The following is a 25093-nucleotide window of genomic DNA, read 5'->3' as shown; positions in this document are numbered from 1 at the left end:
CGATATAAAATCGGTTACACCCGCAGGAGCCAATTGCTATAAATTAATCAGTGTTATACACCGGCTAATTCATGTGAAATACAGTCCTAGACAATTTTAGCATATTTTTATAAAATTATCGCTCATCAATTGGAACATATTTTTGCATTCCTGGTCCAATATATTCTGCACGAGGACGAATTAAACGATTGTTCGCATATTGTTCTAAAATATGTGCAATCCATCCAGATGTACGAGACACTGCAAAGATTGGTGTGAATAAATCATGTTCGATTCCTAATGAATCATATACAGATGCTGAGAAGAAGTCTACGTTTGCTGGAAGACCTTTTTGTTCAACGATCATGTCATGAATTTTCACTGACATTTCATATAGTTCTGGTTTACCAGTTAATTTTGTTAATTTTTCGCTCATTACACGTAAATGTTTCGCACGTGGATCACCTTTACGATATACGCGGTGACCAAAGCCCATAATTTTTTCTTTGTTATCTAATTTTGTTTGGATATAAGATTCAACGTTATCGATAGATCCAATTTCAGATAACATTTTCATTACTTGCTCGTTAGCTCCACCGTGTAAAGGACCTTTTAACGCGCCGATTGCAGATGTAATACCAGAATAAATATCTGATAATGTTGCTACACATACGCGAGCAGTGAATGTTGAAGCGTTTAATTCATGGTCAGCATGTAATACTAACGCTTTGTTGAATGCTTCTATTTCAATTGGTGCTGGTTCTTTACCATGTAACATATATAAGAAGTTTGCAGCATATCCTAATTCAGGTTTTGGTGCAATTGGTTCTAATCCTTTACGGATACGAGAGAAACCAGTTACTACAGTTGCAATTTTAGCTTGTAGACGAATTGCTTTACGGTAGTTTGCTTCTGGAGACATGTCGTCTGCTTCTTCGTCATATACACCTAATAAAGATACAGCTGAACGAAGAGCTGCCATTGGGTGTACTGTTTGTAATGGATAAGATTTGAATTGATCGAAGATTGCTTGAGGTACTTCAGCATTTTCAGCTAGAGCTTTTGTTAACTCAGCAAGTTCATCTGCTTTTGGTAGACGAGTGTGCCATAGTAAATAAACAACCTCTTCAAATGTAGCATTTTCAGTTAAATCATCAATGTCGTATCCAACATATGTAAGTGTGTCGTCGATAATCGAACTGATTTTTGATTCTGCAGCTACAATACCTTCTAAACCACGTGTTGCTGTCATAAAAAATCGCTCCTTCTTAATATTATTAGTTTGTAAGTGCTTTCTTTCTTTTCTATATAGCACCTAAAATGTTCTGCTCATATGAACCTATAAGTAAATCGCTTACACGACTATTATAATAAATTTTGACGGCTTTGTGAATGAAATTAGATGAAATTAAGAAAAAACTGAATAGGAAAAGAAAAAATTGATTAAAAGAGAATAATGCAAGCTGAACGAGATTTGATATTACATAAATTGAGGTGAAACACTTTGCAAACGAACAAAATGAATACTTTTCCCTTTAAAAATAACTTGAAATATTTAGTTTTAATTGTTTATTTTATCCTTCTGTGGTTAATATTACCCGTTTCTTTAGCAATCTTTTTTGCATATTTTCTTTATCCCGTCATCAACTTTTGTCATAAGCGATTAAAAATACCATACATATTAAGCGCTATCCTTATATCCTTATTAATCTTCATGGCAACATATTCATTTTTTTATATTACCGTTCAAAGTATCATTTCTATTTATCCTGAACTAAAAGTACAAGTTCAAAACCTAGATATTTTAAATTCAGGAAATCATATTATGTTAGAAACGATTTTTAATAAGTCCCTATCCTATATTGACACCGCCATTATGGGACTAGCCAACATTTTACAAGATATATTATCTTATATTATCGAGTTATTTATTTTCCTAGTTGCCTTCTTCTTTTCACTATTTGAATCAAAAAAAAATCGGTTATGGTTTTTTATTTACGTTCCAAAACAGTACCGTGAGGAATGGAAAAATTATTTTAAAAAGGCAACAAGTCTTTTTGGTTATTTCATTTACGTAGAATTTCAATTGTTTGTTATTACATTTATTTTATTAAGCTGCGGACTGGCGTTGTTACAGTTTGAAAATCCTATAAATAAATCTTTTTTAATTTCATTAGCGGATGCCTTACCCTTTTTTGGGATAGGACTATTTCTTATTCCGATTGCGATTTATTTCTTTTCCATTGGCGAAAAATACTTATGCTTTGCGCTAATTGTTCTTTATATCTTTATTCAAATTACAAGACAACTTGCAGAATCTTTATTGTGGGCATCTACTTTCCACTTGCGAACGGTCCACACATTTTTTATAAGTGCTGCCTCCATTCTCCTGTTTGGTTTTTACGGCATATTACTCAGTCCATTTCTATTACTGATCGCTGTTAAATATAAGCAAAAATCTATCTACGAATAATAAAGACTTGTCCATTTTTCATTCTTTTCCTTAACCATAAATAAATAGCAGGTTTAAACCATTTTCTCGTAAAAGGAATAACGAATAAAAAACCTAACAAATCTGTTAAAAAGCCTGGTAATACTAATAAGATTCCACCTACAAAAATTAAAAAGGTATGAATCATTGCTTCCCCAGGTGGTTCACCTACAGATACACTGTTACGTATATTTTGAACGGACTGAAGCCCTTGTTTTTTTGCTACAGTAATACCGATGATACTAGTTAAAATGATCAATAATAATGTATTAAATACTCCAATTCCTTTTCCAACTAATATAAAAATAGCAATTTCCATTAATCCCATTGCTATCATCAAACCGAATATCTTTCTCAAAATGATAACCCTCCCGTTTAAAGAGTATTCTACTGTAATATACGATTTGTTATACGAAAAGTTTCATCCCCCTCGTTTCATACATTATAAAAAGGAGAACATCTCTACTGTTGAGATGCTCTCCTTTCATTCATTAAAAACCGTCTTAATCCAATTAATATTTAAAGAACACTAGCATGTCCTTTATAAATAACACCCGTTTCGGCATCCATTGTAATTTCTTGACCGTTTTTAATAATATTCGTTGCTTCTTTAACTCCTACGATAACAGGTATGCCTAGACTTAGTCCTACAACGGCAGCATGGCTTGTTAGGCCACCTTCTTCCGTGATAATCCCTGCACATTTTTCAATATTCGGCATCATTTCACGATCTGTACCGACAGTCACTAAAATACTACCTTCCGTATTAAAGTTTTTTGCTTCTTCTGCGTTTTTCACAACGACAGCATTTCCTACAACGGATAATTTACCAACACCTTGTCCTCTAGCTAACAAGTCGCCAATCACATGAACTTTCATTAAATTAGTTGTCCCTGCTTCTCCTACCGGTACACCTGCTGTAATAATAACGACATCTCCGTGATCAACATATTGATGTTTCAATGATGCATCAACTGCTAATTCTAACACTTCATCCGTTGTCGACACTTTAGGTGTCACAATCGGTGTTACGCCCCAAACTAGAGTTAATTTTTGAGCTGTTGATTGGATATTCGTAATCGCAATAATCGAAACACCAGGACGATATTTAGCAATCATTCGTGCTGTTGTTCCACTAGCCGTAGGGGCTAGGACTGCTTTTACTCCTAAATTTATAGATGTATAAGCAACTGCTTGAGAAAGGGCTTCTGTCATCGTAGAACCTTTCTCTTTACTACGAGTCGTTACAATAGAGCGATAATCTAATGAGTTTTCTGTATACTCAGCAATGTTATTCATTGTACGGACAGATTCTACAGGGTATAAGCCAGCAGCTGTCTCTCCTGAAAGCATTATCGCATCGGTACCATCAAAAATAGCGTTGGCAACGTCGCTTGCTTCTGCACGTGTAGGACGTGGATTGCGTTGCATAGAATCTAACATTTGAGTTGCTGTAATAACCGGTTTACCAACTAGGTTACATTTTTTAATTAACGATTTTTGAACTAGTGGTACGACTTCGGCAGGAATTTCTACACCTAAATCACCGCGAGCGACCATTAAACCATCCGACACTTCGATAATTTCGTCAATATTATCGACACCCTCTTGGTTTTCAATTTTAGGGATAATTTGAATATGGCTACCACCGTTTTGTTCAAGCAATTCTCGAATTTCAAGTACATCTTTTGGTGTACGAACGAAGGAAGCAGCAATAAAATCAACACCTTGTTCAATACCAAATAAAATATCTTGCGCATCTTTTTCAGTAATACCAGGAAGTTTGACGGAAACACCCGGAACGTTAACGCCTTTTTTATTTTTTAGTACACCAGCGTTTTCAACTATTGTATGGATTAATCCTTGTTCCATATCCTTCGCTAATACACGAAGTTCAATTAAACCATCATCTAAAAGAATTTTGTCGTTTTGGTTTACATCTTCGATTAATTGATTATAAGTAACCGAAAAACGTTTTTCATTGCCAACGACTTCTGTCATGGAAATATCGATGACTTGCCCTTGAGTTAAATGTAATTCACCATTTTCCATTGTATGAGTTCGAATTTCAGGACCTTTTGTATCAAGCAAAATCCCTACTGTTTTTCCTAATTTTTCAGCAACATCACGAATAGTCGCAATTCTTACCGCATGTTCTTCATGGCTACCGTGGGAAAAGTTTAACCTTGCAACGTTCATACCAGCATTCATTAATTCTGCAAGGATTTCTGGTGATTCACTTGCTGGACCGATTGTACATACTATTTTTGTTTTTCTCATATTATCTCTCCGTTTTTTAAATTATATTGACAGTTCTTTCGATAATGAATATAACGTCAGATCTGCTTTATGTTTTTTTGTAAATGCATCCTCTAAATCATAATCATATACTTGATGATTTTTTATACCTACTGCTCGTCCACCTTTACCTTCCAGTAAAACTTCCACAGCCTTCGCACCAAAGCGTCCGGCTAATACTCTGTCTCGAGCAGAAGGGGATCCGCCTCGTTGGATATGACCTAATACCGAAACTCTTGTTGTAATATCGCCCTTCTCTTTTAAAAGTTTTGCTAGCTCATTTCCTGACATTACACCTTCAGCAACAATAATAATACTATGTTTTTTACCTCGTGCAACACCGTGTTGTATTCTGCTAATAATATCTTCGATGTCATACTCTTCCTCTGGTATTAAAATTGATTCAGCCCCTGCGGCAAGTCCAGCCCATAAGGCAATATCTCCAGCATCCCTACCCATTACTTCCACAACAAATGAATTTTCGTGGCTCGTAGCTGTATCACGAATTTTATCGATTGATTCAATAACAGTATTTAATGCTGTATCAAAACCAATCGTATATTCTGTACCAGGTATATCATTATCAATCGTTCCTGGCACACCAACACAAGGGAATCCTTTTTTCGTTAGAGCCAATGCACCGCGATAAGAACCATCTCCTCCTATCACAACTAAACCTTCAACACCGGCTTCCTTCATTTTTTCAATTCCTTGTAGCTGATAACGGTCTTCTTTAAATTGTGGACAACGTGAAGAAAATAATTTCGTCCCTCCCCGTTGAATGATGCCTCCAACGGAACCGAGATCTAACAGTTCCATTCTTCCTTCAATAAAGCCTTCATATCCATGATAAATCCCCATGACATCAACACCATGGAAGTTTGCTTTACGAACGACCGCACGGATAGCTGCATTCATTCCAGGTGAATCTCCCCCACTTGTTAAAACGGCTATTCTCCTCATCGTTCTTAAACCTCCTAATATTTCCTCATATTAAACACATTAGCATAAAATGGAGTCATTGTAATTATTCAAAGCTATATATAACGATACTTTTACAAAATAGCAAATTGATGACGAAACAATCGGAATTATTTTTATAAAAGTTTAAGAAAATAACGATTCATGTATTTATTTTACCCTTATTACAAAAAAACGACAAAACCCATTTTGGATTTTGTCATTTTTATTTCAGACAAGCACTCTCCAACCATTAAAAGTATGGAGATGAAAATGAAATTTATTCATTATAAGCTTGAACGCTTTGATTATACTTCGTCTTCTTCGATAAATTGACCGATTTTTCTAAACTTATTATAACGATCTTCAATTAATTCTTCTTCCGATAAAGCATTTAACTCTTTTAATGCCTTTTCCAGACATTCTTTTAATGATGTTGCTTGAACGTGAATATCCCGATGTGCTCCCCCTGCGACTTCCGGAACAATATCGTCGATGATATCCATTTTTTTCAAATCATAAGAAGTAATTTTCATTGCTTCTGCTGCTTGTTTTGCTAAAGAGGCATCTTTCCATAAAATCGATGCTGCACCTTCAGGTGAAATAACAGAGTAAGTTGAGTTTTCGAGCATATAAATTTTATTAGCAACCCCTAATGCTAATGCTCCACCACTTCCTCCTTCACCGATAACGATACTAATAACAGGTACTTTCAGTCCCGCCATTTCAACTAAATTTTTCGCTATCGCTTCACTTTGTCCACGCTCTTCAGCTGCTTTTCCCGGATAAGCACCTTTCGTATCGATAAAACAAATAATTGGACGTTTAAATTTTTCTGCTTGTTTCATTAAACGTAAAGCTTTTCGATATCCTTCTGGATGTGGCATCCCGAAATTTCTTCGGATATTTTCTTTTGTTGCTTTACCCCGTTGGTGACCGATGACAGTAATCGGTTGTCCATTAAAACTTGCTATTCCTCCAACGATTGCTTCATCATCCCCAAAAAAACGATCGCCATGTAATTCGATAAAGTCTTCAAAAATTTCTTCTATATAATCTAATGTCGTTGGACGTTGGGCATGTCTTGCTACTTGTACTCGGTCCCAAGGTTCCATATTCGAATAAATTTGCGTTTCTAATTGTTTTAATCTTGTTTCTAACGTTACAATTTCCTCTGACATATCCACATCTGCATTTTTAGCGATTTCTTTTAATTCATCGATTTTTTCTCGAAGTTTTACTATCGGTTCTTCAAACGCCATTGATTTAGACATGAGATATACCTCCTTTACGATGTAATCTCACAACTGTTGCAAGTTTATCGCGCATTTCTTTTCTATGGAAAATCGCGTCCAATTGTCCGTGGGCAAGTAAAAATTCTGCCGTTTGGAAATCATCCGGTAATTTTTCCCGAACCGTTTGTTCAATAACTCTTCTACCTGCAAACCCGATCAACGCTTGCGGTTCTGCAATATTTAAATCTCCTACAGAAGCAAAACTTGCAGATACTCCACCAGTCGTAGGATGAGTCATAACGGAAATGAATAACAATCCTTGATCACTATGTCGTTTTAAAGCAACACTCGTTTTTGCCATTTGCATAAGAGAAAGGACCCCTTCTTGCATACGAGCTCCACCACTTGCTGTAAAAATAATGAACGGTACTTGCAATTCTGTTGCTTTCTCAATAGCACGAGTAATTTTTTCACCTACGACAGAACCCATCGAACCCATACGGAAATGGGAGTCCATAATAGCGACAACAACTTGTTCCCCTTTTACTTTTCCTTTACCTGTTAAAACAGCTTCATTTAACCCGGTTTTTTGAGAATCGATCTCAATTTTTTCTAAATAGGATGGAAACTTTAAAGGGTTGGAAGTTCGGATATTGTCATCAAAGGCTTCAAATGTGCCTTCGTCAATAAATATAGATACGCGTTCCCAAGCGGTCATTTTATAATGATAATCACAATTTGGACAAACTTTTAAATTATGTTCTAATTCCTTTGTTAAATAAATCTTTTTACATTCAGGACATTTTGTCATTAAATCTGCGGGAAAGGAGTTCTCTTTGTTTCGATCTACAATGACACCTTTTTGTTTCTTTTTGTTAATCGATAATAAACTTTTAATTGCCACTGCTTTTCCCCCTTAATTTTTTTAAATAACGAATCCAATCATCGTATGCTTCCAATGCTTCCTTTTCATAGCCTAACTGCAATGATTTTAAAAGAATTTGCAGCATTGGTTTTTCTTCTTCTGTTGTCGTTTTCTTTAATGGTGTTGCACTATATGCCGCGAGTTGTAGCCATATTTTTAAGGCTAATCGATTTCCAGAAGCGATAATGAGTTCTCTTAGTAAATGATCTCGAACAACTTCATGTTCCACTTCTAGTTTCATGAACAAACTTTCCCAAACAGGTAAACTTCTTAAAGATTGATTCGAACAAATAATGCGAATTGCTTCCTTTTCATGCATCCTTCTTGTCGTGTGGACATCTTCCACCGCTTTATTTTCTTGCAATATAAAAGATGCTAAGATCTCGACTAGTTGATTGGAATGGATGGAAGCTAAAAATGTACCTCCTCCATGTCTCGTTTCAATAAGTCCAAGCAATTCTAAACTTCGCAATGCTTCTCTTACAGATGAACGACCAACATTCAACCTTTCAGATAACACTCGTTCAGATGGAAGTTTTTCTCCTGGCTGAATCCCCTCATGCTTAATTAACTCTCTCAGCTGTTTGACAATCTCTAAAAATACTTTTTTGTTTTCCTGTTTTTTATCCATAAGCACCTCGCAAGACAATAGGAACTAAAAAAGACACTATCGTTCAATATTATCAATTACGCCTAACGTAATTGCGTCCAGATTTTGGACTTATGCTTGTCACATAAGTCAACCCCTTTACAAAATCTGTAAACTCCCGTTTCTAAGTTTAACATGGGACCAATTAAATGAATGGCATTGTTAAACTAAATCACATAACAAACATAAAGTGGTCTGACCACTTTTAACCTATCCTACATGATGTTTCTCTATTTGTAAAGAAAAAAACTGTGCAACGGTGCACAGTTTTTACAATGACTTCTTATTTTTACACGTCATTGACTATTTCTCATTGTTTTTACTTTTATTTGATTATTTCCATTGCGATAGTCTAATACCCCTTCAACATAAACAATCCGATTTTCTTTCATCCAGCCAATTACTTCATTGTATGTTTGAGGGAACAGCGTAGTAGAAATTGTTCCAAATTCATCTTGGAGTTGGATGAAAGCCATTAACTCCCCTTTTTTTGTACGAATTTGGCGAATTGATTCCACCATACCTACTAATTTAACGAAAGAATTTGGTCTTAACTGAACTAATGACACTGTAGTTGCGTTAATATCCTGCCATTTCCCGCGCTCTAAAGCGACGGGATGTTCAGATAAATAAAAACCGAAAGCTTCTTTTTCAAATTGAAGTTTTAATTTATCCGGTATTGGACTAGCTTCCACATATTTCGGTTTCCCAAATAGTAATACTTCTGAAGAAAATAAGTCATTTTCCTCTTCATTTGGACGAACTAAAGAAGCATGTTTTTCTGCCGCTTCAACCGTTGCTAAGAGGGTCGCTCTATCTTTTCCAAAGTCATCTAAAGCACCGGATTTAATAAGGGGCTCAACTACTTTACGATTAAAATGACTGGCACTTAAGCTAACAGCGAAATCAAATAAATCTTCAAATGGCTGCTCCTTTAACTTACGAATGGCAACGATTTTTTGTAAAAAGGGTTGGGGCACTCCTTTAATAGCCGATAAACTGAATCGAATTTTCCCGCCTTCAACAGTAAATATACGCTGACTTCTTTGAATGGAAGGTCTCAGTATGCTAATTCCCTTCTGTTTTGCTTCTAAAATAAGCTGGAATAGTTTTTCGTTGTTACCCGTTGCATTTGTCATTAAAGCCGCATAAAAGTTTGCTGGGAAGTTTGCTTTTAAATAAGCCATTTGATAAGAAATAAAACTATATGCAACCGCATGACTTTTAGGGAATCCGTAATCTGCAAATCGAACAATTAAAGCGTATACTTCCTTTGCTACTTGTTCTGGGTATCCTTGACGAATTGCACCTTGCACAAAAGCTGACTGCTGTTGTTCTAACACTTCTCTTTTCTTTTTACTTACCGCTCTGCGTAGTAAATCTGCTTGGCCAATTGTAAATCCAGCGAACAAATGGGCAATTTGCATAATTTGTTCTTGATAGACAATTACGCCATAAGTTTCTTTTAAAATAGGCTCTAAAACTGGATGCGGCATAACCACCGGTTCTTTTTTTGCCTTTCTTCTAGCGTAGACAGGTATAAACTCCATCGGCCCTGGACGATAGAGGGCATTAACCGCTACAATATCTAAAAATTCAGTTGGAGCAATTTCCTTTAACGCATTTTTCATGCCATCTGATTCCAACTGAAAAATCCCCGTTGTATCCCCTTCCCTTAACAACTGGAACGTTTTCTCATCGTCTAAGGGAATTCGATTAAAATCAATCCACTTTTTATGAGTGTAATAAATTGAATGGCGGATCGTTTCTAAAATCGTTAAGTTCCGTAACCCTAAAAAGTCCATCTTTAACAAACCGATTTGTTCCACTTCCTGCATCGGCCATTGGGTTAAGTAAATGCCATCATGTCCCTCTTCAATCGGTACTACTTCCACTAAAGGTATCGGACTAAGAACTACCCCTGCCGCATGGGTAGATGCATTTCTCGGCAAACCTTCCAACTTTTTAGCTGTTTGGAACCACGTTTGCCGAATTTCCTCTGCTTCAACCCAAGTTCTAAATGGCTGCGAACTAGTATAAGCCTCTTGTAATGAAATGCCTAGTTTGTTAGGGATTAGCTTAGAAATCATCGCTAATGTTTCACTTTCAAAATTAAACATTCTTGCCACATCACGGGCTACAGCCTTCGCCGATAAAGTACCGAATGTAATAATTTGGGCTACATGTTGTTGTCCATATTTTTGAGCAACATATTGGATGACCTCTTGTCGCTTTGTATCGACAAAATCGATATCAATATCCGGAAGGGTAACCCGTTCAGGATTTAAAAACCGTTCAAATAATAAGCCAAACTGTAATGGGTCAACTTGAGTAATATGGAGGCAATAAGCCACAAGGGAACTGGCGGAGGAACCCCTTCCAGGTCCTGTTAAAATGTTTTTACTTTTTGCAAAATGCATAAAATCGGACACGATTAAAAAATAATCTGCGTATCCCATAGAATTAATGACCTGTAATTCATATTGCAATCGTTTTCGATATGCTTCATTTGGCGTATCCGTTTGTAAACGTTCCTTTAATCCTTCAAAAGCCTTTTCAGTTAAGACGTCCTCAGCCCTTTGTCCTTGTTGTAAAGGAAATTTCGGCATAAAATATTGATCATTTGTTAGTTCCACTTGACAGTTTAATAAAAACTGTCTGCTTTCTTCCAACCATTGGGGCTTGTCCTTAAACCATTCCTGCCATTCGATAGCAGTAGGCATATATTGATTTTCTTGCTCTCGTTCGATATTCTCGTTCAATTTCACACCGGTTTCGATTGCTCGAGCTACTTTATAAGCAAAATAATCTTCCCGATTCATATATAAACATTCATGAATCGCCATACATTTGATATTCAGTCGATCACTAAACTGTACAGCCTGCCCTTCAAATGGAGCAACCTTTCCACTACTCCGGGATATCCCCATATAAAGATTCGTTTGAAAAGTCTCCACCATCTGTTGAAGAAAGGGAATATGATTTTCGTGAATCCAATGTTCTGACGTTGGTATAACGGCTGCGCATCCTTTTGAATAAGCTGCTAACCAACGCCATGGTAATAATTCATCATCTCGAATAGAAATAGCACTACTTATTTTCAATAAATTTTTATACCCATCATTTGTTTGTGCATATATTAAAACCGGAAATAAGAGTTCATTCGAAAATCGTACTTGAACAGACAATCCAACTACCGGGTGGATTCCTGCTTGCTTAAGTGAACGCCAAAAAGGCAAAAGCCCGTACAATTTCGTATTTACCATTGCACACGCTTCTGCCTTTTGAGATTGTAAAAAAGGGATGAGCTCTTCCATACGAATTGTACTTTTTAATAAATCTGCACTTGTTCGTACTTGCGGATATACGACTGTCAAACTTCATCCCTCCTATATTAGTTATAATTTTGACAAAGCACTTTTAAATCTTCAATCAATTGGTCTGCTTCTTCCCATGAATAAACGGTCGCACCAGATGCTAGAGGATGACCTCCTCCATTGTATCTCTTCGCCAATTCATTAATGACTGGACCCTTTGAGCGTAATCTAACGCGAATTTGACTTTCTTCTTCTACGAAGATAACCCACGCACAAACCCCTTTAATATTACTTAAAGAGCCGACTAATAAAGAAGTATCAGAAGCAGTAACGTGGAATTTATGTAAAAGATCCTTCGATAATTTAATAAAACAAGCGCCATTTTCATCCATCACAAAGTTCTCATACATATATCCTTGAAGATGTAATAGGTTAGGTTCTTTTTCATACATCCCATTAAATACTTCATTTCGGTCAAAATTATACTTTATTAACTGACCCGCAATTTCAAAAGTACGGACGGATGCACTTGGATATAAAAAGCGCCCTGTGTCTCCTACTATCCCTGCAAAAATAAGTCGGGCAGCATTATCTGACATCTCCCATCCTTTATATATTTGACCTTCAATGAACAGTTCATAAATCATTTCACTGCAAGAACTGGCATTTGTATCAACCCAAAGTAAATCACCGTAAGCATCATCGTTTGGATGATGGTCGATTTTGATTAAAAAATCACCCTTTGTATAGCGGGCATCATCAATACGATCTGTATTTGCTGTATCTGTTACAATCACTAATGCATTTTCAAATACATCGTCACTAATGCTATCGGGTGTATCTAAAAAAGTTAAGGATCGGTCATGTTCACCAATCGCATAAATCGTTTTACTTGGATAGTTTTTTTCTAGTAATCTTTTTAAGCCGATTTGGGAGCCGTATGCATCCGGATCGGGACGAACATGTCTATGAATGATAATTGTATCATATTGCTCAATTTTGTCGATGATTTGTAATTTCAAGTGGATTTCCCCCTATAGCTACTATTTTTTGTTGGTTGTGTTAGCTTTTTTATTCAAAAATCGTTACAATAATGAAGGCACTACATACATATAGCAATTGTTGCACCTTAATGGGAGGTTAAAAATGTTAAACTATATTTTTGTATTTTTTATCGTTGTTTCCTTTGTCGCTTATTTTTATTATAAAACGAGACAATTTCGTTCCACATTACCAATTCGTAAAAAATGGTACAAAGCAAAAGCAGGTGTTGCTCTAGGAATCTTTATTATGGTATTCGGCTTAAATACTTGTATCATTTACCCTACGCTTGTTGGATTTATCATTGCAGCGGTATTTATCCTAGTTGGATTTATGGAAGCATTCTCAAGCTACAAACGGGTTCGCCACGAAGGACAATTCGTAGAAGAAGAATACGAGTTAAATAAATAGTGAAAGGAAGCAATATACAACGATGTTGTATATTGCTTTTTTATTGGATAATGTTGAAATATTATCGTTCTAATAGTTGGAACATCATCATCGCTTTTCCAACAAGGGTTGTTTCATGAAAAACATCAAAATCCATTTTCACGAATTTACGACTCATATCTAATATATGAGGAATGACAGTTAAGACGCTTTCCATTTGAACCGGTTTAATAAAGTAAATAGTCATATTTTCTGCCACTGCATCTCCACGCTTTCTACGTTTTAATGCAAAGGCGCCAACTTCTGAAAGTAATGTTGTAAAGGCACCGTAAGAAATCGCTCCGAACTGGTTCGTCATTTGCGGTGTTACCGTAAATTCTACGACGACATCTTCTTCCCCCATCACTTTCATTTCGCTTTTTACTAAATCATCGATAGTTTCACCGTGTTGCGGTTGTCTTTGGGCATGTTGTAGCGCCTTTAATACGTCTTGACGACTAATAACACCTTGTAATATCCCGTCATCATTGACGATTGGCAGTAAGTCAATTCCTTCCCAAATCATTCGATGTCCCGCTGATGCAACACTTGTTTTCATTGAACCTGAAATTGGATTTTTCGTCATCACTTTATCGACCGTTTCAAACTCTGATTTCCCGATAACGTCCTTCACTGTTATCATACCAACTAATTTGTTAGCATTCGTAACGACAGGGAATGCACCATGGGTAGTTTGTAAGTTTAATTTGTGGAAGTCTGCAATCGTATCTGTAATTTTTAACGATGCCGTCTCCTCAATCGGAACATAAATGTCTTCAATTAATAAAATATCTTTTTTGATTAATTGGTCATAAATAGCACGATTGATCATTGTTGCTACAGTAAACGTATCATAACTTGATGAAATAATCGGTAATTCTAATTCATCTGCCAATCGCTTATTATTTTCCGTTGTATCAAAACCGCCTGTTATTAATACCGCCGCTCCTGCCTTAAGGGCATTTTCATGGGCTTTAAAGCGATTCCCCACAATTAAAAGATTTCCTGCATCTGTGTATCGCATCATATCCTCTAATTGCATGGCACCAATGACAAACTTATTCAGGGTTTTATGCAACCCCGCTTTACCCCCTAATACTTGTCCGTCTACGATGTTTACGATTTCAGCAAAAGTTAAACGTTCAATATTTTCCTTTTTCTTTTTTTCAATTCGAATCGTCCCTACCCGCTCTATGGAACTAACTAATCGACGATTTTCTGCTTCTTTAATTGCACGATATGCAGTACCTTCACTGACTTGCATTTCCTTTGCAATTTGACGTACAGAAATTTTGTCGCCAACAGGCAGCGATTCGATATATTGTAATATTTTCTCATGTTTTGTTGACACTACGATCACCTATTCCCATCTATCTTTCCTTGCCAATAGTGTATCATATTTCAATTATGTATAGAAAAAAAGAAAGTAGCTTATCCCAGTTTGATTTGACATACAAACTTTTCATTACCTTTCGCTACTTTCTTTTATAATTTCCATTATTATTCGACTTATCAATCGGAAAATTATAACTCTACTTTTTCACCTGGATTTAAAATTTGAACTTTACTATTGTTTACTAAATCAGCAAAGTACTTTGGATCCTGCTGAATGACTGGGAAAGTATTGTAATGAATAGGGACAACCGTTTTTGGATTTAGCAACGATACGGCATAAGCAGCATCTTCTGGACCCATTGTGAAATTATCACCAATCGGTAAAAAAGCTACATCAATTTCGTTTCGATCTCCTATTAGCTTCATGTCACCAAAAAGAGCTGTATCCCCTGCATGGTAAATCGTTAGTCCTTCAGCATAAAATAAAATTCCAGATGGCATTCCAGTATAAATGATTTCATTATTTTCCGTTACATAGGATGAACCATGGAATGCTTGCGTAAATTTTACTTTACCAAAATCGAATTGATACGAACCACCGATATGCATTGCATGCGTATTTACCCCTTGCCACGATAAATAATCGGCTAGCTCATTTGGTGCTACAACTAGAGCATTATTTGCCTTTGCTAATTCAACTGTATCACCGACATGGTCATTATGTCCGTGAGTTAATAAAATAACATCCGGCTTCTCTTCCTCTACTTTTAAATCTGTCGAACCATTTCCACGGATGAAAGGATCAATTAATATGTTCGTATCATTTGTTTTAATTTTGACTACTGAATGCCCATGATAAGATAGTTCCATTCTTTATCCTCCTTGAAAGTATGTTCAAATTAACTTATTCCGCTTTTATAAGCTTTTTTCCTTCTTTTTGCTATACTATATAAAAGTGTTAAAATATGAATTATTCGTATTTATTGTACCCCGTTTAAGCTATCGGTGTAAAACAATGGATATGTCTTTTTTTAATCTCGAGGAGGGTTTTTATGAATAAATTACAACAACTACAAAGTTATTTAAAAGCAAATGAATATGATGCAGCTTTTATTACAACACCAGATAACGTTTTTTACTTTTCCCATTTTAAAAGCAATCCCCATGAACGTTTATTAGGAGTAATGGTTTTCAAAGATGCGGAACCTTTCTTAATTTGCCCTAAAATGGAAGCACCCGATGCGAAAGCAGCTGGTTGGGATGGAGAAATCATCGGTCACCTTGATACAGATAACCCATGGGAATTACTTGCACAGGCTGTACAATCCCGTGGTATCCAAATGACAACGGTAGCTATCGAAAAGTCCCATGTAACAGTTGAACGTTTGGAAGCTCTTCAACAAATTTATCCGCAAGCTACCTTTGTTCGTCTTGACGATCAAATTAACCAATATCGTGTTATTAAAGATGAAGTAGAAATTGCAAAATTGCGTAAAGCAGCAAGTTTAGCTGACTATGCGATTGAAGTAGGATGTAAAGAAATTGCTGAAGGCAAAACGGAAATGGAAATTTTAACAGCCATTGAAAATGCCATTAAAGAAAAGGGTTGTTCAATGTCCTTTGAAACAATGGTACTTTCCGGTCCTAAAACGGCATCTCCCCATGGTACGCCAGGAGATCGTAAAATTCAAAAAGGCGATATGATTTTATTTGACTTAGGTGTTATTTATGACGGCTATTGCTCAGACATTACACGTACTGTTGCCTTTGGAGAGCCATCTGAAGCACAAAAAGAAATATACAATGCGGTTCGCCAAGCAAATGAAGGAGCTATTGCAGCAGTAAAACCTGGCGTTCGTGCTATGGATTTAGATAAAATTGCTCGCGATACAATTAGCAATGCCGGTTATGGTGAATATTTTACTCACCGTTTAGGACATGGACTTGGGATTTCTGTTCACGAATTCCCATCTGTAACAGGAACTAATGAAATGGTACTTTCCCCTGGAATGGTCTTTACAATTGAACCAGGCATTTATAAAGCCGATGTGACAGGTGTTCGTATTGAAGATGATGTTGTTGTAACCGAAGACGGCGTTGAAGTTTTAACGAAATTCACAAAAGAATTAGTTGTTTTATCATAACGATGAATCAAAAAAGTAAAAGGTGAAGCGAATATTTCTTTCGCATCACCTTTTTCATATTTTAGTAAGGAATATACGCTAAATGACTAGAAGAACACAGAATTAAACTTGTTTCGAGGCAGATATCCCCTCATCCTGAACTTCTTCTTGAACTTTTGTTGATTTTCTCCCTAAATAGGCTTCTACAATTCGAGAATCTGTTAAAAGATCTGCTGATTTCCCTTCAATGATAATCTTCCCTGTTTCCATAACGTAGCCAAAGTCAGCTATTTTTAAAGCTTGCTTTGCATTTTGTTCCACAAGAAGCACCGTCGTTCCTGTTTCTTTTATTTCTTTAATTATCGCAAAAATTTCTGACACGATTAATGGTGCAAGACCCATGGACGGTTCATCGAGTAATAGTAATTTAGGTTTTGATAATAATGCCCGGGCAATGGCTAGCATTTGTTGTTGTCCGCCAGAAAGAGTACCGGCTAGTTGCGTTTGTCTTTCAAATAAAATAGGGAAACGCTGCATTACGTTTTCTATGTCTTCTTTTACCCCTTTGTCCTTTCGATGATAGGCACCCATCTCTAAATTTTCTAGTACTGTCATTGAAGATAAAATAGCACGTCCCTCAGGAACAAGGGCGATTCCTTTACGAAGTAATTGATCGGGTCGTAATCCTGTTACATTTTCTCCAAGAAATTCAATTGACCCTTTTTTAGGCTTCAGTAAACCGGCAATCGTTTTCATTGTTGTCGATTTCCCAGCACCATTTGCCCCAAGTAACGTAATAATTTGTCCCTCGGGTACTTCTAAGTCAATGCCTTTTAATGCTTGAATTTGTCCATAAAAAGTTTGAACATTCGTTAGTTTAAGCAATTTCTACATCCTCCTCCCGACCGAGGTAGGCTTCAATAACTGATTCATTGTTCTGAATTTCATATGGAGTACCTTCTGCTAATTTCTCTCCAAAATTTAACACAGTAATGCGATCGCATAGTTTCATTACAAGGGGCATGTCATGTTCAATAATTAAAACCGTTACCCCTTTTGATTGAATAAGTTTAATTAAATCATACAAACTATCCGTTTCATTTTCGTTCATCCCCGCTGCCGGTTCATCTAATAATAGTAATTTAGGATTACTTGCCAACGCTCTAGCAATTTCAAGCCTTCTTTGCTGGCCATAAGCAAGGTTCTCCGCCAATGTATCTTTATGTTCCAATAAGCCAACTAAATCTAAAAGCTCCTCTGCTTTTTGGGTAAGTCCCCTCTCCTCGCTCTTTTGCTTTTTTGTCCGGAAGACACTGCTAAATACGCCGGATGAGCTTCTACAATGACCGCCAACCATAACATTTTTTAAAGCAGACATTTGGGAAAAAAGACGAATATTTTGATATGTTCGACATATTCCTTGTTCCGTAATTTTATGGGATTTTAAACCGGTAATATTGGTGTCATGGAAAAGGATTTGCCCTGATGTTGGTTCAAATATATTCGTAATTAAATTAAACATCGTCGTTTTCCCAGCACCATTTGGACCAATTAAACCATAAATCTCCCCTTCTTGAATTTTAAATGAGACATCTTTTAAAGCATGAATACCGCCAAAGTTTTTTGATACGTTTCGTATTTCAAGCACCATTAACGGACCCCTCCTTTAGAACGTTTCAACCTTTTAAACTTGCTTAATAAATGAATATCTAATATACCTTGTGGGCGTACGGCCATTAATATAACTAACATAATTCCGTAAATAATATATCGATATTCACTGACAAAGCGTAAAACTTCTGGTATTAACGTTAAAAAGATAGCTCCGAAAATCGAACCGATAATTACTTCACTACCTCCAAAGACTGTGAAAATTAATATTTCAACAGCCCGATGGTAAGAAAAATCGGAAGGTGAAATGTATCCCATGACATGGGCAAACAGTGCGCCGGCTAAGCCAGCTAAAAAAGCACCTTGTGAAAAGGAAAGAACTTTAAAGTAAGTAATATTAATGCCCATCGATTCCGCTGCTTTTTCATCCATTTGGATAGAAGAAAAGGAACGACCTATCCGTGAATTTTGTTGTCGGAAAACAAACCATATAGTCCCGATGACTAAAATAAGTAAAATGACAAACACCATTAAATAAACAAATTGATTATTTCTTAACCCAAACATCGCAGGTTCTATCCCAACATTACGTGCTAACTTTAATAATTCTCTACCCATTTGGGGAATTCCAGTTAAACCGATTGACCCTTTCGTAAGGGATTCCCAGTTTACAAAAATAACCCGAATAACTTCTCCAAGTCCTAAAGTCGCAATCGCTAAATAAACACCAGATAACCTTAAGGATGGGATTCCAATAATAATACCTAAGCAACCTGCAACTGCAGCGCCAACTAAAACACCAACAAAAATAGGTAAATCAAAATGAATCGTTAATAATGCCGAAGTATAAGCACCAACCCCCATAAAACCCGCACTACCTAATGATAACTGCCCTGAGGATAATGGGACATAAACGCTAATCGCAAGAAGAATATTAATTAATATAAATGAAGCAATTTGTAAATGGTATGGATTAATAAAATCAGCTAACATAGTATCACCTGCCCTCCGCTATCTTTGATCCGAAAATGCCTTGTGGTCTTAATAAAAGAATGACGATGATCATGATAAATGCGATGGCATCTCGATAACCTGAATCCCCATATGCTACGAGGAAAGTTTCAGATAAACCTAAAATTAATCCACCTACCATGGCACCCTTGACATTTCCCATTCCTCCTAGAATGATGATCGCAAGGCCTTTCAAACCGATAGCTAATCCCATTTGAGGACTGACGGAGTTAAACGCCATTCCGACTAATATTCCTGCAATTCCTCCCATTGCAGAGGCAATAATAACTGTTAACGTAATGATTTTCTTTGTATCTACTCCTAGAATACTAGCTGTTTCTAAATTTTCAGCCGTTGCTCGTAACGCTTTCCCCGCTTTAGTTTTCGATAACCAGATCGATAAGCCAATCATTAAAATAATTGAAATGACAAAAATGACGATTTGAACGATATAAATCGTTAACGAACCGATTTCAATACTCATCTCTGCAAATTCAGTACGAAATGGTTTATTCCCAGCACCAAAAAGATGATGGGATAAGTTTTCAAGCAATATGGAAACACCAATCGTACTAATCAAAGGCGCTAAATGAGAAACCCCACGTTTACCCCTTAACGGACGTAAAGTGAAGGTTTCTAATAAGTAACCTAATATCGACGTAACGACGATAGAAGCAACAAAGGCTAACCATAACGGCCAACCTAATACACCTGTCGTCATCACTCCTACAAAGGCTCCTACCATAAAAATTTCCCCATGGGCCATATTAATAATGCCTAAAACGCCAAATACAAGGGTAAACCCTAGGGCAACGATTGCATAGATGCTGCCCAAGGTCATGCCATTAATAAATTGTTCTAATAGCAAAATCATCATCCTTTAAAATCATTTTTAATATAAATGGCAAAAAATGAAATTGATTTTTTCAACATGAAGATGAATCCGTTTATTCTTCATTTCTTTAAAAGTTTAATTATTGGAATTCAACGAATTTTCCATCTTTTATTTCGACAACTTTAACGTCCATTACTACGTCACCGATCTCATCAAAAGAAAAGTTCCCTAATAAACCTTCGAAGTTTTTCGTTTCTGCTAATGCCTCATGGAACAGTTCTCGATCAGCTTCCCCTGCCCTTTTTAATGCATCAGCATAAATATATAATGCATCATAAGCTTGAGCTGCAAATTGGTCAGGTAATTTTCCATAGGCTTCTTCAAATTTTTTATTAAATTCAACTACTTTCGGATCTTCCGACTCTCCAAACCATGGTGTAGCAACGATTAAACCGTTTGCTGCTTCGCCTGCAATTTCCAGCACTTGAGGTGAGTTGAAACCATTACCTCCAACAAATGGAACTTCAATGCCCATTTTACGTGCTTGGTCCATAATGACGGCCCCTTCGTTATACAATGCGGAAGCTAAAATTAAATCAGGATTTGCATTTTTAATCTTTGTTAATTGTGCATTATAATCGCTTTGCCCTTTTTGGAACGTTTCAATTGTTACTATTTCTAGCCCCATTTCTTCTGCAGCTTTCTTCATCGTATCGAAGCCCGATTTAGTTAACACATCGTCATTTCCATAAATAAGCGCCACTTTTTTCGCACCTGTTCTTTCAACTGCTTTTTCCATCGCCGTTGGAATCGCTAATGCTTCCGGAATGGAATTTCGGAAAACATAATCTCCAATTTCAGGGATCCCTTCTGCCGTAGTTGATGTACCCATAATCGATATTCCATTTAAATCTGCTTCAGGAGCTACTGCAAAAAATTCTGTACTTAATGTAGGTCCTATAATGGCAAGAATCTCTTCGTCATTCATTAATTTTTGAGCAGCTGAAAGGGCTTGCTCCGCCTCTCCAGCAGAATCTTCAATTACTAAATCTATGTTAACTTCTCCTTGTTCATTTATTTCGCTTTGAGCTAATTTTAATCCGTTAGTAATGGCTTCTCCATAAGCTGCACCAGCGCCAGTTAAATAGGAGACAACCCCAATTTTTGCTTGAATCGTTCCACCATCTGTATTTGTTGAGCCTTCATCACCGGTGCTTGACCCACTACATGCCGTAAGTAAAAATAACATCAATACGACCATAACAGTGAACGACTTTTGAAAAATCCCTTTCATCTAAATTCCCCCAATAATTTATTTTTAGTAGAGCAATTCTATTAAATTACATTTTTATGGAAAAGTAAATGATAAATTTCAAAATAGTTAATATTTTCTGATAACTATTAAGTGCAATAAAAAAAGCCACTTGTTCTTTTTCTCACAAGTGGCTGACTATTTATCTTGAACAACTATCGCTTAAAGAAGCAGAGAATCTACAGGTACATAATCACGGCCTTGGTCTTCCGCAACAGCTTTATATACAACGTGACCTTCTAATGTATTTAACCCTTTTTTCAACGCTTCATTATCAATACATGCTTGTTTATAACCTTTGTTTGCAATTTGTAATGCGTAAGGAACCGTATTGTTTGTAAGGGCAATTGTTGATGTACGTGGTACTGCACCAGGCATATTCGCAACTGCATAATGGACAACATCATGCTTAATGTAAGTTGGGTTATCATGAGTCGTTACACGATCTGTTGTTTCAAAGCTACCGCCTTGGTCAATCGCAATATCTACAATAACAGACCCTGGACGCATACTTTTCACCATTTGTTCAGTAACTAGTTTAGGTGCTTTTGCTCCAGGAATTAATACCGAACCAATAACTAAATCCGAATCCTTAACTGATTCCGCAATATTGTAAGGGTTAGACATTAGCGTTTGAACGGAAGAACCAAAGATGTCTTCTAATTGACGTAATCTCTCTGGGTTCAAATCTAAAATCGTTACATCGGCGCCCATCCCAACTGCGATACGAGCTGCATTTGTACCTGCCATACCACCGCCAACAATAGTTACTTTACCGCGTGGAACGCCAGATACTCCCCCTAAAAGAATACCTTTTCCACCATTCATTTTTTCTAAAAATTGTGCCCCAATTTGAACAGACATTTTACCAGCTACTTCGCTCATTGGTGTAAGAAGTGGTAAAGATCTATTTGGTAATTGAACCGTTTCATAAGCGATACCAACTACTTTATTGTCTAATAAAGCTTGTGTTAACTCAAGTTCCGGTGCTAAATGTAAATACGTAAATAAAATTAACCCCTCATGGAAATACGAATACTCGCTTGGTATTGGTTCTTTAACTTTCATTACCATTTCTTGTGCCCAAGCTTCTTGTGCTGTGCTAACAATTGTTGCTCCTGCCGCAGCATAATCTTCATCTGCAAAGGATGAACCTAAACCTGCACCCGTTTCAATATAAACTTCATGTCCGGCACTGATTAATGAAACTACTCCAGCAGGCGTCATTGCAACACGGTTTTCATTGTTTTTTATTTCCTTTGGTACTCCAATTTTCATAGCTGATCCCTCTCCCCGTTGTGAACTTATGTATTCAAATAATTGAATTTATATACATAATAACAATTTTCCAGCTAATATGTAAGATACTATTTTGAAGTTAATTAAAAAATATTTTTTAAATAATAAAAATTTAGGAAAAAGTAGTTTTTTTCTTGGAAAATTAAGATTTTTTATCTCTAAAAACTTTTTTTCATTTCCCATATAGATAACATAACACGTTAAAAAACAAAATCTAACTGTAAATGATTTGTTATAATTTCAAAATTTTAACTGTTGAATCTCAAACTTTTCATACATTATTTTTCGTTTTCAAAATTAAAGGCAGGAAATGAAAAATCTTTATCCGTTCATATAAAAATAGGATAGATTTTTTTTTATTATTTTATGTATCTTCTGTCCAAAAATTTAGAGAAAAGTATAAAATGATACTTTGGAGACAGTAAAAGAAAAAAGTCATTACCCTCTTCATATGGTAATGACTTTCGTTTCATTTCGAATCTTTTTATTTATTTTCTTTCCACATTTGAACTTTTTCAAAAAACATGGACATTGCTTCTTTATTTGACATAGCTGGAACTTTAGCTAGCAATACTTCTCGGGGAGCTCTCAATTCTTTACTTTGCTTTTGTAAAATAAGAATGCTTTTCTCATGGGCCTTTGATGCAAATAAGTTTTCTGGCAGTTGAATTACCGCCTGAATCCAAGCGTGTTTTTTCAAATATTTTTGCAATGCCTTCGCTTGATTTGATTCAAATAAATTCGCAGGGATTAAGAAAAATAAATAACCCCCATCTTTTGTATAGTTGATTGATTGTTCAATAAATAAATGGTGGGCATAGCTCATTTCTTCATGGGCACATAACTCATAGTCTAATGCGACTTCCTCATTCGGATAATAGCCTACTGGTAGGTCACAAATAACTGCATCAACAGGATCGACTAACATTTTTTGCAATGCATCTTGATGATAAAGTAAAACTGGTTGTTCCAATAATTCAGCTGTATCTGCAGCTAATCGAATTAATAATTCATCCACTTCGATTCCCGTTGCCGATACTTTATCATTTAGCAAATTCATCACAGTAAAAAGTAAGTTACCTGTACCGACGGCTGGATCCAACATGGTGATCAGGTTATTTTTTAGCTCGTTTTCGAAAAACTGCTCTACAAAATAACCAACTAGAAGACCTAAAGTGTCAGGTGTCATTTGATGATTTGGTTGAGAAGTTTTTCGCATTCCTTTTAAAATGGCAATTTGAATGGCTTTTCTTATTTCTTCTTTCGTTGCCTCTTTCCCAATCCATGTTTCTTTCTCATCAAGTACATCTTCAAGGGCTTGTAAAATACCATCTAAAAAGGAAATCCCCTTATTTTTTTCATACTTTTCTGCTTTCTCATTTATGAATGAAAATATTTGCTCAAACTTTTCCATAATAAACTCCTTTTGAAATGAACAACCCACTCAAAATTTGAGTGGGTATCCATTAACCATTCCAATTTATAGACAATTAGCCTATTAATCATTCTATCTTACCTTATGAAAGGAAGAAACGTAAACCATTAAATTAAAGCTTTAACAGCTTCAATCGCTGCCTCATAATTCGGATGACTTGTACCTTCTGGAACGTACTCAACATAAGTTACAGTATCTTCTTTGTCGATAACAAATACAGCACGTGCCAATAGACGAAGTTCTTTCATATACACACCATATGCTTCACCAAAAGATAAATCTTTATGGTCAGATACGGTATGAACGCCGTCAATTCCAGCTCCTGCACACCAACGTTTTTGAGCAAATGGTAAATCTACAGAAACTGTGTAGAATGCCACATCTCCGCCTAAACTTGCTACTTCTTCATTAAAACGACGTGTTTCAGCATCACAAACACCTGTGTCTAAAGAAGGTACCGATGCGATTAATCTTACCTTTCCTTCTGAATCCTTAAGTGTTACTGGTGATAAATCATTTGCTAATACTGTAAAATCCGGTGCTTTGTCACCTACTTTTACTTCATTTCCAACTAATGTTACTGGGTTGTTTTTAAATGTTACTTGTGCCATTTTTAAGTCCCCTCCTTCATATTACTTAAATAATCTTACTAAACATATTTCCCTCTTTGCAAATAACTTACCTTACAAAATTTTACGGAAAAAACCATCTGAACAATTTTGTTCAGATGGCAGATTGTCGACAAAAGGCCTTCAGAATGGTCACATTCTGAAGGCCTTTTGTAATTTTGAACGTTTTTCGGGTATTT

At 36.1% G+C, this 25093-nt stretch carries 22 protein-coding genes; 3 read left to right on the top strand and 19 right to left on the bottom strand.

The annotated features are described in order from the left end of the window. Positions 1-115: 115 nt before the first annotated feature. The gene (citZ, locus tag H9636_RS06170) at positions 116-1231 is read right to left on the bottom strand and encodes a citrate synthase (protein WP_191706757.1); all 1116 of its coding nucleotides are present in this window, start codon (positions 1229-1231) and stop codon (positions 116-118) included. Positions 1232-1483: 252 nt separating this feature from the next. Between citZ and H9636_RS06165 the strand changes: the two genes are divergently transcribed. Continuing rightward, entirely contained in the window at positions 1484-2452 is a 969-nt protein-coding gene (locus H9636_RS06165; protein ID WP_191706756.1) for an AI-2E family transporter, read from the top strand. On the opposite strand, the gene H9636_RS06160 is transcribed toward H9636_RS06165, so the two are convergent. The 8 genes from H9636_RS06160 to H9636_RS06125 all read right to left on the bottom strand — a co-directional run bounded on the left by H9636_RS06160 (position 2439) and on the right by H9636_RS06125 (position 12876). Then, the gene (locus H9636_RS06160) at positions 2439-2828 is read right to left on the bottom strand and encodes an FxsA family protein (protein WP_225230106.1); all 390 of its coding nucleotides are present in this window, start codon (positions 2826-2828) and stop codon (positions 2439-2441) included. The genes H9636_RS06165 and H9636_RS06160 overlap by 14 nt on opposite strands. A gap of 161 nt (positions 2829-2989) precedes the next feature. Further along, positions 2990-4750 carry a pyruvate kinase gene (gene pyk, locus H9636_RS06155; RefSeq protein ID WP_191706755.1) on the bottom strand — a complete coding sequence of 587 codons (1761 nt, stop codon included), beginning with the start codon at positions 4748-4750 and terminating at the stop codon, positions 2990-2992. A gap of 21 nt (positions 4751-4771) precedes the next feature. Beyond that, on the bottom strand, positions 4772-5731 hold the full coding sequence (pfkA, locus tag H9636_RS06150) for a 6-phosphofructokinase (RefSeq protein ID WP_191706754.1): 960 nt from the start codon (positions 5729-5731) through the stop codon (positions 4772-4774). A gap of 305 nt (positions 5732-6036) precedes the next feature. After that, entirely contained in the window at positions 6037-7002 is a 966-nt protein-coding gene (gene accA, locus H9636_RS06145) for an acetyl-CoA carboxylase carboxyl transferase subunit alpha (RefSeq protein WP_191706753.1), read from the bottom strand. Beyond that, on the bottom strand, positions 6995-7867 hold the full coding sequence (gene accD / locus H9636_RS06140; protein ID WP_191706752.1) for an acetyl-CoA carboxylase, carboxyltransferase subunit beta: 873 nt from the start codon (positions 7865-7867) through the stop codon (positions 6995-6997). Before accD ends, accA begins: the two co-directional genes overlap by 8 nt. After that, positions 7857-8519: a FadR/GntR family transcriptional regulator gene (locus H9636_RS06135; RefSeq protein WP_191706751.1), complete on the bottom strand. Its 663-nt coding sequence runs from the start codon at positions 8517-8519 to the stop codon at positions 7857-7859. The genes accD and H9636_RS06135 overlap by 11 nt, the downstream gene beginning before the upstream one ends. A gap of 314 nt (positions 8520-8833) precedes the next feature. Further along, positions 8834-11914, bottom strand: a complete 3081-nt coding sequence (dnaE, locus tag H9636_RS06130) for a DNA polymerase III subunit alpha (protein ID WP_191706750.1) — start codon at positions 11912-11914, stop codon at positions 8834-8836. Between the two features lie 17 nt (positions 11915-11931). Continuing rightward, complete coding sequence (locus tag H9636_RS06125) at positions 11932-12876, bottom strand: DHH family phosphoesterase (protein ID WP_191706749.1); 945 nt, start codon at positions 12874-12876, stop codon at positions 11932-11934. A 124-nt stretch (positions 12877-13000) separates the two neighbouring features. Between H9636_RS06125 and H9636_RS06120 the strand changes: the two genes are divergently transcribed. Next, positions 13001-13306, top strand: coding sequence for a YtpI family protein (locus tag H9636_RS06120; RefSeq protein ID WP_191706748.1), 306 nt, complete (start codon positions 13001-13003; stop codon positions 13304-13306). A 61-nt stretch (positions 13307-13367) separates the two neighbouring features. On the opposite strand, the gene H9636_RS06115 is transcribed toward H9636_RS06120, so the two are convergent. Both H9636_RS06115 and H9636_RS06110 read right to left on the bottom strand, forming a co-directional pair. Then, complete coding sequence (locus H9636_RS06115; RefSeq protein WP_191706747.1) at positions 13368-14675, bottom strand: DRTGG domain-containing protein; 1308 nt, start codon at positions 14673-14675, stop codon at positions 13368-13370. A 173-nt stretch (positions 14676-14848) separates the two neighbouring features. Further along, positions 14849-15529: a metal-dependent hydrolase gene (locus H9636_RS06110; RefSeq protein WP_191706746.1), complete on the bottom strand. Its 681-nt coding sequence runs from the start codon at positions 15527-15529 to the stop codon at positions 14849-14851. A 182-nt stretch (positions 15530-15711) separates the two neighbouring features. Between H9636_RS06110 and H9636_RS06105 the strand changes: the two genes are divergently transcribed. Further along, positions 15712-16803, top strand: coding sequence for a M24 family metallopeptidase (locus H9636_RS06105; protein ID WP_191706745.1), 1092 nt, complete (start codon positions 15712-15714; stop codon positions 16801-16803). Positions 16804-16905: 102 nt separating this feature from the next. On the opposite strand, the gene H9636_RS06100 is transcribed toward H9636_RS06105, so the two are convergent. From H9636_RS06100 to tpx, 8 genes are all read right to left on the bottom strand, one after another. Continuing rightward, the gene (locus H9636_RS06100; protein ID WP_191706744.1) at positions 16906-17667 is read right to left on the bottom strand and encodes an ABC transporter ATP-binding protein; all 762 of its coding nucleotides are present in this window, start codon (positions 17665-17667) and stop codon (positions 16906-16908) included. Then, positions 17660-18433: an ABC transporter ATP-binding protein gene (locus H9636_RS06095; protein ID WP_191706743.1), complete on the bottom strand. Its 774-nt coding sequence runs from the start codon at positions 18431-18433 to the stop codon at positions 17660-17662. The genes H9636_RS06100 and H9636_RS06095 overlap by 8 nt, the downstream gene beginning before the upstream one ends. Continuing rightward, positions 18433-19386: a branched-chain amino acid ABC transporter permease gene (locus H9636_RS06090; RefSeq protein WP_191706742.1), complete on the bottom strand. Its 954-nt coding sequence runs from the start codon at positions 19384-19386 to the stop codon at positions 18433-18435. The genes H9636_RS06095 and H9636_RS06090 overlap by 1 nt, the downstream gene beginning before the upstream one ends. A 4-nt stretch (positions 19387-19390) precedes the next feature. Beyond that, positions 19391-20272 (bottom strand): branched-chain amino acid ABC transporter permease, encoded by an 882-nt coding sequence (locus H9636_RS06085; RefSeq protein ID WP_191706741.1) that lies wholly within the window; start codon positions 20270-20272, stop codon positions 19391-19393. A 106-nt stretch (positions 20273-20378) separates the two neighbouring features. Beyond that, on the bottom strand, positions 20379-21533 hold the full coding sequence (locus tag H9636_RS06080) for an ABC transporter substrate-binding protein (RefSeq protein WP_191706740.1): 1155 nt from the start codon (positions 21531-21533) through the stop codon (positions 20379-20381). 180 nt (positions 21534-21713) lie between these two features. Then, positions 21714-22829, bottom strand: a complete 1116-nt coding sequence (ald, locus tag H9636_RS06075) for an alanine dehydrogenase (protein WP_191706739.1) — start codon at positions 22827-22829, stop codon at positions 21714-21716. A 505-nt stretch (positions 22830-23334) separates the two neighbouring features. Continuing rightward, complete coding sequence (locus H9636_RS06070) at positions 23335-24264, bottom strand: class I SAM-dependent methyltransferase (protein ID WP_191706738.1); 930 nt, start codon at positions 24262-24264, stop codon at positions 23335-23337. Positions 24265-24392: 128 nt separating this feature from the next. Beyond that, entirely contained in the window at positions 24393-24896 is a 504-nt protein-coding gene (gene tpx / locus H9636_RS06065; RefSeq protein ID WP_191706737.1) for a thiol peroxidase, read from the bottom strand. Positions 24897-25093 lie beyond the last annotated feature (197 nt).

Source organism: Ureibacillus galli, assembly GCF_014836845.1.
Lineage (GTDB): Bacteria > Bacillota > Bacilli > Bacillales_A > Planococcaceae > Ureibacillus > Ureibacillus galli.
Note: the sequence above shows the minus strand (reverse complement) of the source record. Positions and strands in the feature narration are given on the sequence as shown.

Bases quoted from the DNA above. Each gene is read 5' to 3' on its own strand.
- accA (WP_191706753.1), bottom strand. From the start codon at position 7,002: ATGTCTAAATCAATGGCGTTTGAAGAACCGATAGTAAAACTTCGAGAA.
- tpx (WP_191706737.1), bottom strand. From the start codon at position 24,896: ATGGCACAAGTAACATTTAAAAACAACCCAGTAACATTAGTTGGAAAT.
- H9636_RS06105 (WP_191706745.1), top strand. From the start codon at position 15,712: ATGAATAAATTACAACAACTACAAAGTTATTTAAAAGCAAATGAATAT.
- citZ (WP_191706757.1), bottom strand. From the start codon at position 1,231: ATGACAGCAACACGTGGTTTAGAAGGTATTGTAGCTGCAGAATCAAAA.
- H9636_RS06120 (WP_191706748.1), top strand. From the start codon at position 13,001: ATGTTAAACTATATTTTTGTATTTTTTATCGTTGTTTCCTTTGTCGCT.
- pfkA (WP_191706754.1), bottom strand. From the start codon at position 5,731: ATGAGGAGAATAGCCGTTTTAACAAGTGGGGGAGATTCACCTGGAATG.
- H9636_RS06095 (WP_191706743.1), bottom strand. From the start codon at position 18,433: ATGGTGCTTGAAATACGAAACGTATCAAAAAACTTTGGCGGTATTCAT.
- H9636_RS06080 (WP_191706740.1), bottom strand. From the start codon at position 21,533: ATGAAAGGGATTTTTCAAAAGTCGTTCACTGTTATGGTCGTATTGATG.
- H9636_RS06090 (WP_191706742.1), bottom strand. From the start codon at position 19,386: ATGTTAGCTGATTTTATTAATCCATACCATTTACAAATTGCTTCATTT.
- pyk (WP_191706755.1), bottom strand. From the start codon at position 4,750: ATGAGAAAAACAAAAATAGTATGTACAATCGGTCCAGCAAGTGAATCA.
- H9636_RS06135 (WP_191706751.1), bottom strand. From the start codon at position 8,519: ATGGATAAAAAACAGGAAAACAAAAAAGTATTTTTAGAGATTGTCAAA.
- ald (WP_191706739.1), bottom strand. From the start codon at position 22,829: ATGAAAATTGGAGTACCAAAGGAAATAAAAAACAATGAAAACCGTGTT.
- H9636_RS06070 (WP_191706738.1), bottom strand. From the start codon at position 24,264: ATGGAAAAGTTTGAGCAAATATTTTCATTCATAAATGAGAAAGCAGAA.
- H9636_RS06110 (WP_191706746.1), bottom strand. From the start codon at position 15,529: ATGGAACTATCTTATCATGGGCATTCAGTAGTCAAAATTAAAACAAAT.